The sequence below is a fragment of the Pseudomonas sp. ADAK2 TE3594 genome (assembly GCF_053628675.1).
Genome location: NZ_JBRJGV010000001.1, coordinates 5302951 through 5315114, shown reverse-complemented (window position 1 = coordinate 5315114; position 12164 = coordinate 5302951). Strand labels below are relative to the sequence as shown.

General features: G+C 58.0%; 13 protein-coding genes. 4 read left to right on the top strand and 9 right to left on the bottom strand.

Going from position 1 to position 12164, the window contains the following annotated elements; translation table 11 throughout:
• Positions 1-9: 9 nt before the first annotated feature.
• The gene (gene crp / locus AB7M22_RS23920; protein ID WP_007941656.1) at positions 10-654 is read right to left on the bottom strand and encodes a cAMP-activated global transcriptional regulator CRP; all 645 of its coding nucleotides are present in this window, start codon (positions 652-654) and stop codon (positions 10-12) included.
• A 246-nt stretch (positions 655-900) separates the two neighbouring features.
• Between crp and AB7M22_RS23915 the strand changes: the two genes are divergently transcribed.
• Positions 901-1323 (top strand): OsmC family protein, encoded by a 423-nt coding sequence (locus AB7M22_RS23915; RefSeq protein ID WP_003176451.1) that lies wholly within the window; start codon positions 901-903, stop codon positions 1321-1323.
• Between the two features lie 173 nt (positions 1324-1496).
• Here the strand turns inward: AB7M22_RS23915 and coq7 are convergent, their stop codons facing one another.
• The 6 genes from coq7 to hemJ form a co-directional block, all read right to left on the bottom strand.
• On the bottom strand, positions 1497-2144 hold the full coding sequence (gene coq7, locus AB7M22_RS23910; RefSeq protein WP_454187961.1) for a 2-polyprenyl-3-methyl-6-methoxy-1,4-benzoquinone monooxygenase: 648 nt from the start codon (positions 2142-2144) through the stop codon (positions 1497-1499).
• Positions 2145-2331: 187 nt separating this feature from the next.
• Complete coding sequence (locus tag AB7M22_RS23905) at positions 2332-2670, bottom strand: histidine triad nucleotide-binding protein (protein ID WP_454187960.1); 339 nt, start codon at positions 2668-2670, stop codon at positions 2332-2334.
• An 81-nt stretch (positions 2671-2751) separates the two neighbouring features.
• Positions 2752-3540, bottom strand: a complete 789-nt coding sequence (locus AB7M22_RS23900) for an SDR family NAD(P)-dependent oxidoreductase (RefSeq protein WP_032835131.1) — start codon at positions 3538-3540, stop codon at positions 2752-2754.
• Between the two features lie 62 nt (positions 3541-3602).
• Complete coding sequence (locus AB7M22_RS23895; RefSeq protein ID WP_454187959.1) at positions 3603-4580, bottom strand: DUF805 domain-containing protein; 978 nt, start codon at positions 4578-4580, stop codon at positions 3603-3605.
• Between the two features lie 93 nt (positions 4581-4673).
• On the bottom strand, positions 4674-5642 hold the full coding sequence (locus tag AB7M22_RS23890) for an NAD(P)H-dependent flavin oxidoreductase (protein ID WP_454187957.1): 969 nt from the start codon (positions 5640-5642) through the stop codon (positions 4674-4676).
• A 34-nt stretch (positions 5643-5676) separates the two neighbouring features.
• Complete coding sequence (hemJ, locus tag AB7M22_RS23885) at positions 5677-6108, bottom strand: protoporphyrinogen oxidase HemJ (RefSeq protein ID WP_454187956.1); 432 nt, start codon at positions 6106-6108, stop codon at positions 5677-5679.
• Between the two features lie 135 nt (positions 6109-6243).
• Here hemJ and argC point away from each other — a divergent pair, with 135 nt between their 5' ends.
• Both argC and erpA read left to right on the top strand, forming a co-directional pair.
• A complete protein-coding gene (gene argC, locus AB7M22_RS23880; protein ID WP_008008353.1) occupies positions 6244-7278 on the top strand; it encodes an N-acetyl-gamma-glutamyl-phosphate reductase in 1035 nt (344 codons plus the stop codon).
• Between the two features lie 167 nt (positions 7279-7445).
• Entirely contained in the window at positions 7446-7796 is a 351-nt protein-coding gene (gene erpA, locus AB7M22_RS23875; RefSeq protein ID WP_007906865.1) for an iron-sulfur cluster insertion protein ErpA, read from the top strand.
• Positions 7797-7871: 75 nt separating this feature from the next.
• Here the strand turns inward: erpA and AB7M22_RS23870 are convergent, their stop codons facing one another.
• Positions 7872-8963, bottom strand: a complete 1092-nt coding sequence (locus tag AB7M22_RS23870; RefSeq protein WP_454187955.1) for an anhydro-N-acetylmuramic acid kinase — start codon at positions 8961-8963, stop codon at positions 7872-7874.
• 3 nt (positions 8964-8966) lie between these two features.
• Entirely contained in the window at positions 8967-10382 is a 1416-nt protein-coding gene (locus AB7M22_RS23865; protein WP_454187954.1) for a peptidoglycan DD-metalloendopeptidase family protein, read from the bottom strand.
• Positions 10383-10592: 210 nt separating this feature from the next.
• On the opposite strand from AB7M22_RS23865, the gene tyrS reads away from it, so the two are divergent.
• On the top strand, positions 10593-11792 hold the full coding sequence (gene tyrS / locus AB7M22_RS23860) for a tyrosine--tRNA ligase (protein WP_305483466.1): 1200 nt from the start codon (positions 10593-10595) through the stop codon (positions 11790-11792).
• Positions 11793-12164: the final 372 nt, after the last annotated feature.

Here is a 12164-nt window from a genome sequence, read left to right as displayed (position 1 = left end):
TTTTCGAGCTTAGCGCGTGCCGAAGACCACCATGGTCTTGCCTTTGACGTCGACCAGGTTGCGCTCCTCCAGATCCTTGAGTACGCGGCCGACCATCTCACGGGAACAACCGACAATCCGGCCGATTTCCTGACGGGTCACCTTGATCTGCATGCCGTCCGGGTGGGTCATGGCGTCTGGTTGCTTGCACAGTTCCAGCAGGCAGCGCGCAACGCGACCGGTCACGTCGAAGAACGCCAGGTCGCCGACCTTGCGCGTGGTATTGCGCAGGCGCTGTGCGATTTGTCCGCTGAGCACGTAAAGAATGTCTGGATCTTGTTGGGACAGCTCGCGGAATTTCGCGTAGCTGATTTCCGCGACTTCGCATTCGACCTTGGCACGTACCCAAGCGCTGCGTTCCTGTTCCAGGCCGGCTTGCTCAAACAGACCCAGCTCGCCGAAAAAGTCGCCGGAGTTGAGGTAGGCAATGATCATTTCACGGCCGTCGTCATCCTCAATCAGGATGGTCACCGAACCCTTGATGATGAAAAACAGCGTGTCCGAGCGGTCACCGGCACAAATGATGTTGCTCTTGGCGGCATAGCGACGGCGCTGGCAGTGCATCAACAGTTTGTCGAGGTTCTTGATTTTGGGTGTTGGGGTAATAGCAACCATGGTTGTATCCCGAAAAGACTGCACGGTATGTTTTTTTGTAGGCGCTGGCGAAGCCTGCGATCCTTTTTATTCGCTGCAAAGCTGGCGATACGCCATTGATTTGGCGTCAGCTTAACAGACGCATTCCTTCAAGATTCGAGAATTTGCCTACGACGCAGATGGTTATGTCCTAGGAAGGCGAAGCGCTGCCAATCAAGGGCCCTGTGCTAAGCTGGCGACCCTTTTTTAGACAGTGGAGTCTTGGCGATGAAGGCACGCATCCAATGGGCTGGCGAAGCCATGTTCCTCGGCGAATCCGGCAGCGGTCATGTCGTGGTCATGGACGGACCGCCCGAAGCCGGCGGTCGTAACCTGGGTGTCCGGCCGATGGAAATGCTTCTGCTAGGTGTTGGCGGTTGCAGCAATTTTGATGTGGTCAGCATCCTCAAGAAGTCCCGTCAGGCCGTCGAAAGCTGCGAAGCGTTCCTCGAAGCCGAGCGTGCGACCGAAGACCCGAAGGTTTTCACCAAAATCCACATGCACTTCGTGGTCAAAGGCCGCGGGCTGAAAGAAGCTCAGGTCAAGCGCGCCATCGAGCTGTCGGCCGAGAAGTATTGCTCGGCCTCGATTATGCTCGGCGCGGCCGGCGTGGCGATTACCCACGACTACGAAATCATCGAGCTCGGTTGAATCAACGTGCAGACTCAGGTGATGCAAATTTTCTACGCGCGCAACATGCCGAACTAAGAGTTCCGAGTACAAAAAAGGCGACTACATTGGGTAGTCGCCTTTTTTATTACCGAAACGCGGTCCCTGTGGGAGCGGGCTTGCCCGCGATGGGGACGTCGCGGGCGCTGCAATACTTAGATCCGATAAGTACTCTTCGTCATCACCTTGGCCAACAAACTCATCCCGAACTTCACTGGTGCCGGAAAACGAAATCCACCTGCATCCAGCGCACTTTCAGCATGATGCTCTTCATCGATACGCATCTGCTCCAGGATCGCTCGGGATTTTTCGTCCCCGGCAGGCAGTTGCTCAAGGTGTTCGTTCAGGTGTTTGCAGACCTGATGCTCGGTGGCCGCAACGAAACCCAGGCTGACTTTGTCGCTGATCAATCCGGCGACCGCGCCAATCCCGAACGACATACCGTAGAACAGCGGATTGAGGATGCTGGTGTGGCTGCCCAACTGATGAATGCGCTGTTCGCACCAGACCAGATGGTCGATTTCTTCTTCGGCGGCGTGCTCCATGGCGGCGCGCACTTTCGGCAGCTTGGCGGTCAGGGCCTGACCTTGATACAGCGCCTGGGCGCAGACTTCGCCGGTATGGTTGATGCGCATTAAACCAGCGACGTGTCGGGTGTCCTCGTCGCTCATTTGCGCATCCGGCTGCACGATGGCCGGCGACGGACGGTAGGGCTGACCACTGAAGGGCAGCAAAGTACGCATCGCGGCGTCGGCTTGCAGCAGAAGACGGTCAATTGGCGAGTAGTGACGTTGGGTAGTCATGCTGACCTCCGGGAAGAATCTCGGCGGCCAGTTTAACCCAATCGGCGGGGGGGAGGGTTTGCGTTGGGTCATTTCCGGTGGTGTCACCACCAATCCTTGTAGGAGCGAGGCTTGCCCGCGAAGCTTTTGGCGCACTTGAGGACGCCTTCGCGGGCAAGCCTCGCTCCTACAGGGGGCGGTTGCTGGATCAGCCCGGCGGCCAGTGCATCTGGCGCTGACCCAACACGTGCATATGAATGTGATAGACGGTCTGCCCGCCCAATTCATTGCAGTTCATGACCACCCGGAAACCTTCTTCACAGCCCAATTCCAGAGCCAGGCGCTGGGCCGTGAACAGAATATGCCCGGCCAAAGCCTTGTCGTCCTCGGTGAGGTCGTTAAGGGTACGCACCGGTTTCTTCGGGACAACCAGGAAATGCACGGGGGCCTGTGGTGCGATGTCGTGGAAGGCCAGTACCTGGTCGTCCTCGTAAATGATCCTGGCCGGGATTTCCCGGTTGATGATCTTGGTGAACAGAGTATCCACAGCTGTTTTCTCCGTTGTTTGGGCTGGCCTGAGTGTAACCATGGGTTATGTCAGAGCCCAGTCTTTTGCCTTGAGGATTGATCAGCGCGGGCAATAGGCTTTGTTGACCATGCCCGCGATTGTCCGGGTCAGCCAGCGTGAGCCGAGCCGCGGCAGGAACGCGAACCAGCGATTCAGGCGACCGGGGATAATAATGGCGCGATTTTTCGCCAGCGCTCGCACGGTATAGAGCGCGACTTCTTCTGGACTCATCAGCAGTTTGCTCTCGACCAGTTTGTCGGTGTCCAGTTGCGCGGTGCGGAAAAACGCCGTGCGGGTCGGGCCGGGGCACAGCACCGATACCTTGACCGCACATTTCTTCAGTTCGACGCGTAAACCTTCGGAAAAATGCAGTACGTAAGCCTTGCTGGCGTAGTAAGTGCTCATCCAGGGACCGGGATGGAACGCCGCGACCGAGGCGACGTTCAGAATCTGCCCGCCGCCCTGCAAGGCCATGCTGTTGCCGATGGCATGGCACAAGCGAGTGAGGGCCAGGATGTTCACTTCGATCAAGTCCTGCTCGGTCATCCAGTCCTGGGCCAGGAATGGGCCGCAGGTACCGATGCCGGCACAGTTGACCAGCAAATCTATCTGCCTGTCGCCTTCCTCCAGCTCCAGCAAAAAACCGGACAGCCTCAGCGGCTCGCCCAGGTCGCAGGCGCGAAACAGCACCTCCACACCAAAACGTTGAGTCAGTTCAATCGCAATGCTTTCCAGCTGATCACGCTGTCGGGCCACCAGAATCAGGCTGCGGCCGCGCCGGGCCAGCGCTTCGGCCATCGCCAGGCCGATGCCGCTGGAAGCGCCAGTGATCAGAGCGTAACGGGTCATGCAGTTCTCCATCGCAACAGCTCCGCGCCGGCGACGCAGGTGTCACGGGCGGGGAGCGCTGTTCATTCTTTCGCAGAGTCTACAGGGGCCTCGGCTGCTTCGGCTGCATCATCGGATGAATTTGGCGCTTGTTCGGCCTCATCGGCCGGCTCCACTTCAACTTCGTCGGTGATCATCGAGCTGCTTTGATAGGTGCTCTCGGTGGCGCTTTCATACTCATCCTGGATCGCAGTGAGGCCACCAGTCAGCCCGCCGACGAACATGATCGCGATAAACACCAGCCACAGTGAAGCCAGCACCCTGACCGCGTTGCTGTTGGGCGGTGGTGGTGCGCCATATCGGTTGGCCGTGTTGTTACCCGGCACGATCATTATTACAAATGGAAAAACGCTGCCCACGACCGGCACAAGGTTCAGCAGCCAGAGCCAGCCGGACCAGCCGATATCGTGCAGGCGCTGCACGCTGAACTGGATGCTGATGAAGGCGAGCACCACGACCAGGATAAAGGCCAGCAGGCCAGCGAGAATCAAGCCGGCGGTCGAGTCTGTGCTGATGAGCGCGAAGCCGAAAATAGCCAGCATGGAACCAACGCCAAGGGTCACCAGCGTAAGAGCCATCGTCCAGGCCAGAAAGCGCAAGCGACCGATGCGGCCAACGAAACTGAATGCCTTGAGTGCAGAAAACTCCGGGAGTGCTTCGCCGACAGAGGCACGGGGCGGTGCATAGGGAGAATCGGGATCTGCCGTGACAGGTTGGCTGTAGGCAGGGGCGTGTTCGTGAACGTCGGACAGGTTCAGCTCGATCGAGGGTTCTGTTTCGATTCGGGCATCGATGCCGGTTTTCGTCAGCGCCTGAAGGTAAGTCTGCGCATCGGCGTGTGACAGGTCGCGCTTGAGTGCAACCGTCCGGCCACTGAACAGGCGCTCGATGGCCGCAACATCGCTTTTGAACAGCTCGGCGAGATTGAGCTTCGCGGTGGTGGCGTCAACACCTGGCTGCAGAGCGCCATCGAAGACGATCTTGAAACGGTTTTCGCTCATGGCCGAGGCATCCTTGTCGCGAGAGTTTGTAATAGACGGAGTTGCGAATATGGAGTGTAGGGCCAGCCGGATTGGGCTGGCCAAGTTTTTCTGTCAGCGCGGCCAGCGCTTGGGCAACGCCGCCGCCAGTTCCAGCGCCTTGCGGTATTCGGTGTCGAGACGTGCGACCAGTTGATCGACACTCGGCAGGTCATCGATTTCTCCGACGCCCTGGCCTGCGGACCACACGGTTTTCCAGGCTTTGGCTTCATCGCTCAACGGCTTGAGCTTGGAGCCGAAGTTCACCTCACCCTTGCCTTGCAGGGCTGCCATGTCGAAACCGGCGGCCTCCAGGCTCCGGCGCATGAAGCTTGCCGGTACTCCCGACACCGCTGGAGTATGGACGATGTCTGCGGCTCTGGAAGTCAGGAGCATCTCCTTATACGCGTCAGGCGCATGACTTTCAGTGGTGCCGATAAATCGCGTACCGAAGTAGGCCAAATCTGCACCGAGCAACTGCGCGGCAAGAATTTCATGGCCATGGTTCAGGCAGCCGGCCAGCAACAGGGTTTTGTCGAAAAACTGGCGAATCTCGGCGATCAGCGAAAACGGGCTCCAGGTCCCGGCGTGACCACCGGCGCCTGCAGCCACGGCGATCAAACCGTCCACGCCGGCCTCGGCGGCTTTTTCCGCGTGGCGACGGGTCGTCACGTCATGAAACACCAGGCCGCCGTAGCTGTGCACGGCGTCGACCAGTTCTTTCACGGCACCGAGGCTAGTGATCACGATCGGTACTTTGTGCTCAATGCAGATCGCCAGATCCGCCTGCAATCGCGGGTTGCTGTTGTGGACGATCAGGTTCACCGCGTAAGGCGCGGGGTTTTCCAGTTTCGCCAGCCCTGCTTCGATTTCTTCCAGCCAGGCCTTGAAGCCGCTGCTCTCACGCTGGTTCAGCGCAGGAAAGCTGCCGACCACGCCATTACGGCAGCAGGCGAGCACCAGTTCAGGGTTGGAAATCAGGAACATCGGCGCCGCCACCACGGGCAGACGCAAGCGTTGTTCGAGCAAAGCGGGCAGCGACATTGGAAGTACCCCGGGGTGAATGATGCCTGTTGGATTAAAACGGCCGAACGACGACCAGAATTACGATAGCCAGCAATATCAGAACCGGCACTTCATTGAACCAGCGATAAAAGACATGGCTGCGGGTGTTTTCGCCACGGGCAAAACGTTTTACCTGTGCGCCGCACATGTGGTGGTAGCCGATCAGGATAACGACCAAGGTCAATTTGGCATGCATCCATGCACCTTGGGTGAAGTAGGCGCTCGGGTTGAGGCTGATCAGCCAGATGCCGAACACCAGGGTGGCGATCATCGCCGGGCCCATGATGCCCCGATACAGCTTGCGCTCCATGATACTGAAGCGGTCCTTGCTGACGGTGTCTTCGCTTTGGGCGTGATAGACGAACAGGCGCGGCAGGTAAAACAGGCCGGCAAACCAGCAGACCATGCTGACGATATGAAGCGCTTTGAGCCACAGATAAAGCATTTTTAGTTATTCCAAGGTTCACGGTAGCGAAGATAGTAGGGGGTAGAGCGTCCGCACGTCACCTTGACGGTTGTCGCAGGGCCGCGCGGCCCCTATTATCGACGGCTTTCCAGTGGGTTCGTTGAGGGCAGGTTTATGGTCAAGGTCGGTATCGTCGGCGGCACGGGTTACACCGGTGTCGAACTGCTGCGTCTGTTGGCACAGCATCCGCAAGCTGAAGTGGTAGTGATCACTTCCCGATCCGAGGCCGGCCTGGCCGTGGCCGACATGTACCCGAACCTGCGAGGCCATTACGACGGCCTGGCATTCAGCGTTCCGGATATCAAGACCCTCGGGGCCTGCGACGTGGTGTTCTTCGCCACGCCGCACGGTGTCGCCCATGCCCTGGCGGGTGAGTTGCTGGCTGCCGGGACCAAGGTGATCGACCTGTCGGCAGACTTCCGTCTGCAAGACGCCGATGAGTGGGCCAAATGGTACGGTCAGCCGCACGGCGCGCCGGAACTGTTGGAGGAGGCGGTTTACGGCTTGCCGGAAGTCAATCGTGAGCAAATCAAACAGGCGCGCCTGATCGCTGTGCCGGGTTGCTACCCGACTGCCACGCAATTGGGTTTCCTGCCTTTGCTTGAAGCGGGTCTGGCGGATACTTCGCGCTTGATCGCAGACTGCAAATCCGGCGTCAGCGGTGCCGGTCGTGGCGCTTCTGTAGGTTCGCTGTACTCCGAGACGTCGGAAAGCATGAAGGCTTACGCCGTCAAAGGGCACCGTCACTTGCCGGAAATCCGCCAGGGCCTGCGTCGTGCAGCGGGCAAGGACGTGGGGCTGACCTTCGTTCCGCACCTGACGCCAATGATTCGCGGCATTCACTCGACGCTCTACGCGACTGTCGTGGATCGTTCGGTGGATCTGCAAGCGTTGTTCGAAAAGCGCTATGCCAACGAACCGTTCGTCGACGTGATGCCTGCCGGCAGCCATCCGGAAACCCGCAGTGTGCGTGGTGCCAACGTTTGCCGTATTGCCGTGCACCGTCCGCAGGATGGTGATCTGGTGGTGGTGTTGTCGGTGATCGACAACCTGGTCAAAGGCGCGTCGGGTCAGGCGGTGCAGAACCTGAATATCCTGTTCGGCCTGGATGAGCGCTTGGGTCTGTCCCATGCGGGCATGCTGCCGTAAGGCTTATCCCACTCAGCAAAAAGGCCCGTCGTACGGGCCTTTTTGCATTTTGGTCTGACAATTGGGTTGATTGATATACCGTAACAATAGTTGACCGATTTTCTGGGAGAAGCGGATAATGCGCGTCATCACGCATTATGGCGGCGTAACGCCGGGAGATAGTCAGCATGAGCGTCGAATCCTTCACCCCCACGGCTTTGCAATTCACCCACGGTGCCGCGCACAAGGTGAAGAGCCTGGTCGATGAAGAGGGGAATGATCGCTTGAAGCTGCGCGTATTCGTTACGGGCGGCGGTTGTTCAGGGTTTCAATACGGCTTCACCTTCGATGAAGAAGTGGCCGATGACGACACCATCGTCGAGCGCGAAGGCGTCAGCCTGGTGGTCGATCCGATGAGCTTCCAGTACCTGGCAGGTGCCGAAGTGGATTACCAGGAAGGTCTGGAAGGTTCGCGTTTCGTGATCAAGAACCCGAACGCTACCACCACGTGTGGCTGCGGCTCTTCGTTCTCGATCTGATCGCACCCTCACCGCATTACCAAACGCCGCAAGGTCTCAGGACTCTGCGGCGTTTTGCTGTCTGGGGTTTCAGGCTCAGGCGGGGTAGATGGCGCCGAGTACGCGCAGGCCGCGGGCACCGGTGACACTCGGACGGTTAGCCGCGATACCTTCCAGGCAGCAATGGGCCAGCCAGGCGAAGGCCATGGCTTCGACCCAGTCCGGGTCTACACCATACGCAGCAGTGCTGCTGACTTTCGCGTTCGGCAACAGACTGGCCAGGCGCTTCATCAGCGTGGCGTTGTGCGCGCCGCCACCACAAACCAGCAGCTCCCGGGTATCCGATTGGGCGCTTTGCAATGACTCGACAATGGTCAGCGCAGTCAGCTCAAGCAGCGTGGCCTGTACATCTTCGGCAGCGAAGGTCTGTAGCTGTGATAGATGCTGCATCAGCCACGGCAAATTGAACACTTCGCGGCCGGTGCTCTTCGGGCCTTGAGTCACAAAGAACGGATCACTGAGCAGCTCGTTCAACAGGGCAGGTTCAACCTTGCCACTGGCAGCCCAATGGCCGTCACGATCAAAGTTGTCGCCGCGTTGCTGGTGAATCCAGGCATCCAGCAGGACGTTCCCGGGGCCGCAGTCAAACCCGGCAACAGGCTTGCCGGGTTCGATCAGGCTGAGGTTGCTGAACCCGCCGACGTTCAATACCGCGCGGTTGCCAGGTCGTTCTTCAAACAGGGCTTCGTGAAAGGCTGGAACCAGTGGCGCGCCTTGTCCGCCAGCGGCTACATCGCGGCTGCGGAAATCGCTGACCACGGTGATGCTGGTCAGCTCGGTGAGTAAGGCCGGGTTGCCGATTTGCACCGTGAACCCGCGCGCCGGCTCGTGGCGAATGGTCTGGCCGTGGCTGCCAATCGCGCGAATGTCGTCGGGTTTCAGATTTTGTTGGTCGAGGAGGGTGTGAATGCCCTGTGCGGCCAGTTTCACCCAGTTCTGCTGGGCAATGGCGGAGCGGGCAATCTCGTCCGGGCCGCTGGCGCACAAGCCAAGCAGCTCGGCGCGCAGGGAATCAGGCATAGGGATGTAATGGGTGGCGATCAGCTTGATCGCCGGGGTTTGCTCGATCAACGCAATGTCCAGGCCATCAAGGCTGGTCCCGGACATCACACCTATATAGAGCGCCATGGCTTAGCGTTTCGAAGCCAGCTGAGTGGTTTTCTCTTGATCCATGCGCGCCATCAGCGGTTGGCTTTGCGCGAGGAAGCGTGAGCGTTCAGCTTTGGAGATCGGATCGGCCATCGCCACCTTCTGACCCAGCGGGTCGACGTGCACGCCATTGACCTGGAACTCGTAGTGCAAGTGCGGGCCGGTGGAGAGGCCGGTGGTGCCGATGTAACCGATCACCTGACCTTGCTTGACGCTGCCGCCAGTCTTGATGCCTTTGGCGAAGCCCTGCATGTGGCCGTACAGCGTGCGGTAGGTATTACCGTGCTGGATGATCACGGTGTTGCCGTAACCACCGCGACGACCCGCCAACAATACTTTGCCGTCACCGGCAGCCTTGATCGGCGTACCGCGTGGTGCGGCGTAATCGACACCTTTGTGGGCGCGGATCTTGTTCAGGATCGGGTGCTTGCGGCCCATGGAGAATTTCGAGCTGATGCGGGCGAAGTCTACCGGGGTACGGATAAACGCCTTGCGCATACTGTTGCCGTCAGCCGTGTAGTAGCTGCTGTTGCCTTGTTTGTTGGTGTAGCGCACCGCGGTGTAAGTCTTGCCGCGGTTGGTGAAGCGTGCGGAGAGGATCGGGCCGTTGCCGATTGCTTTGCCATTGACGACCTTCTGTTCATAGATCACATCGAACTCGTCACCCTGGCGAATATCCTGGGCGAAGTCGACGTCGTAGCCAAACACACTGGCCATATCCATGGTCAGGCTGTGGGACAAACCGGCTCGGGCGGCAGATTGCGACAGCGAACTGTTGATCACGCCATGAACGTAGGCGGAGCGAACAGTGGGCTTGGCGGTAATGCGGTTGAACGCATAACCCTTGTCGTTCTTGGTCAGGCTGATGCTTTCCATATCGCTGACTTTGCTGTGCAAGTTGGTCAGCTGGCCATCCGGGCTCAGTTCGAACTCAAGCTTCTGGCCATGTTTGAGTTGGCTGAACTGCTTGGCCTGCTTGTCGCTGGCCAGTACTTCATGCACCGAAGTGGCCGGAAGGCCGACTTTCTCGAACAAAGTCGAGAGAGTGTCGCCTTTGCTGACAATCACTTCCCTGTGGCCTGGCGCCTTCTTTTCTTCGACGACTGGCGCGGGGGCGACCTGAGCGGTTTCCTGGGTGTCTTCGGCGCTGTTTTCGATCTGCGCGAAAGGGGAGGCTGCCGGCTCATTTGTGGCTTGGACGACGTCGGCGGCGTCTTGATCTTGTGTCAGTTGTTCTGCAGGGCTTTCCAGTTCAAGACTCAGGGTCGTCTTTTTGGCTTCAACATCACTGGAAGGGAATACCAGAAGCGCCAGGCTGAGAAGGGCGGCGATGCCACTTGCTGCGAGCAGGTGGGTCTTCGGGTAAAGCGGCGGCGCTTTAGACGGTTCTGTGGTCATAGGTAATTTTGACTTTGAAAAGATGAATTGGAAAAGATGAATGACATGATGAAGACGAAATAACTGTATAAAATATAACCAAATCATCTCTGAAGCAAGCCTGCGAACGCTCTGTCCGTGGATTGGCGTCCGTGCGCCGGGCAAAACTTGTATTTGGTGCGCGATCTTGTATGGTTGTTCCCCTTTGAATCTGAGCCTTGCGGGTCTGTTATGAAGTCGGTTGAAGAGCAGCTAGCGCTGATCAAACGTGGTGCAGAAGAACTGTTGGTCGAGTCCGAGCTGATCGAGAAACTCAAGCGTGGCCAGCCGCTACGTATTAAGGCAGGCTTCGATCCGACTGCGCCGGATTTGCACCTGGGTCACACCGTGCTTATTAATAAGCTGCGTCAGTTCCAGGATCTGGGGCACCAGGTGATCTTCCTTATAGGTGACTTCACCGGGATGATCGGTGATCCGAGCGGCAAGAGCGCAACACGTCCTCCGCTCACCCGTGAGCAGGTTCTCGAGAATGCCGAGACCTACAAGACTCAAGTCTTCAAGATTCTTGATCCAGCCAAGACCGAAGTAGCGTTCAACTCCACCTGGATGGATCAGATGGGGCCGGCCGACTTTATTCGTCTGACTTCGCAATACACCGTGGCTCGCATGCTCGAGCGCGACGATTTCGACAAGCGCTACACGACCAATCAGCCAATCGCCATTCACGAATTCCTCTATCCGCTGGTTCAGGGTTATGACTCGGTCGCTTTGCGTGCGGATGTCGAGCTGGGTGGTACCGATCAGAAGTTCAACCTGCTGATGGGGCGCGAGCTGCAGCGTAGTTATGGTCAGGAGGCTCAATGCATTCTGACCATGCCATTGCTCGAAGGTCTGGATGGCGTGAAGAAGATGTCCAAGTCGCTGGGCAACTACGTCGGCATCCAGGAGGCGCCAGGTGTCATGTACGGCAAGCTGGTCTCTATTCCGGATGTGCTGATGTGGCGTTACTTCGAATTGCTCAGTTTCCGCTCCATGGAAGAGATCAATGCTTTTCGGGCTGACGTTGAAGCGGGCGCGAATCCACGTGACATCAAGATCAAGCTGGCCGAAGAGATCGTTGCGCGTTTCCATGGTGAAGAGGCTGCGGCCAATGCTCACCGTGCGGCGGGCAACCGTATGAAAGACGGTGAGCTGCCGGATGATCTGCCAGAGATCGAGCTGACCGCTGCCGAGGATATGCCGATTGCTGCTGTCCTTAATAAAGCGGGCCTGGTGAAGAACTCCGCAGTGGCGCGCGACCTTCTCGGTTCTGGTGGTGTGCGTATAGATGGTGAGGTTGTCGATCGCACCTTTATATACGTACTGGGCGCGACCCATGTTTGCCAGGCCGGGAAGAAGGCATTTGCGCGTATTACGCTCAAATCCGAATAAAGCTGAAATCAGGGGTTGACGGCAGATTCTGGAAGTCTATAATTCGCCCCACTTCCGGCGCAGTCGAAACGGAAAACTCCTTGGTAAACAAAGAGTTACGCAGTTTTCGGCAGCGGTTACGCTTCAGTTCATCGAAGCCAGAAGGAGTTGGTAGGGCAGTGTGTTTTCGCCTTATTGACGGTTCGATCATCTCGGTCGAAAGCGGAGAAAAAGAGGTGTTGACAGCAGCGAGTAACGCTGTAGAATTCGCCTCCCGCTAACGAGAGATCGAAAGCGCAAGTGGTTGAAGTTGTTAAAGATTTCCAAGCGAAACTTTGAAAACTTCTGAAAATAACCGCTTGACAGCAACAGAGGCTGCTGTAGAATGCGCGC

Excerpts from the sequence above, each read along its gene's own strand:
- AB7M22_RS23895 (WP_454187959.1), bottom strand. The coding sequence starts at position 4,580 with ATGAGCGAAAACCGTTTCAAGATCGTCTTCGATGGCGCTCTGCAGCCA.
- AB7M22_RS23900 (WP_032835131.1), bottom strand. The coding sequence starts at position 3,540 with ATGACCCGTTACGCTCTGATCACTGGCGCTTCCAGCGGCATCGGCCTG.
- tyrS (WP_305483466.1), top strand. The coding sequence starts at position 10,593 with ATGAAGTCGGTTGAAGAGCAGCTAGCGCTGATCAAACGTGGTGCAGAA.
- AB7M22_RS23865 (WP_454187954.1), bottom strand. The coding sequence starts at position 10,382 with ATGACCACAGAACCGTCTAAAGCGCCGCCGCTTTACCCGAAGACCCAC.
- erpA (WP_007906865.1), top strand. The coding sequence starts at position 7,446 with ATGAGCGTCGAATCCTTCACCCCCACGGCTTTGCAATTCACCCACGGT.
- argC (WP_008008353.1), top strand. The coding sequence starts at position 6,244 with ATGGTCAAGGTCGGTATCGTCGGCGGCACGGGTTACACCGGTGTCGAA.
- hemJ (WP_454187956.1), bottom strand. The coding sequence starts at position 6,108 with ATGCTTTATCTGTGGCTCAAAGCGCTTCATATCGTCAGCATGGTCTGC.
- AB7M22_RS23890 (WP_454187957.1), bottom strand. The coding sequence starts at position 5,642 with ATGTCGCTGCCCGCTTTGCTCGAACAACGCTTGCGTCTGCCCGTGGTG.
- crp (WP_007941656.1), bottom strand. The coding sequence starts at position 654 with ATGGTTGCTATTACCCCAACACCCAAAATCAAGAACCTCGACAAACTG.
- coq7 (WP_454187961.1), bottom strand. The coding sequence starts at position 2,144 with ATGACTACCCAACGTCACTACTCGCCAATTGACCGTCTTCTGCTGCAA.
- AB7M22_RS23870 (WP_454187955.1), bottom strand. The coding sequence starts at position 8,963 with ATGGCGCTCTATATAGGTGTGATGTCCGGGACCAGCCTTGATGGCCTG.
- AB7M22_RS23915 (WP_003176451.1), top strand. The coding sequence starts at position 901 with ATGAAGGCACGCATCCAATGGGCTGGCGAAGCCATGTTCCTCGGCGAA.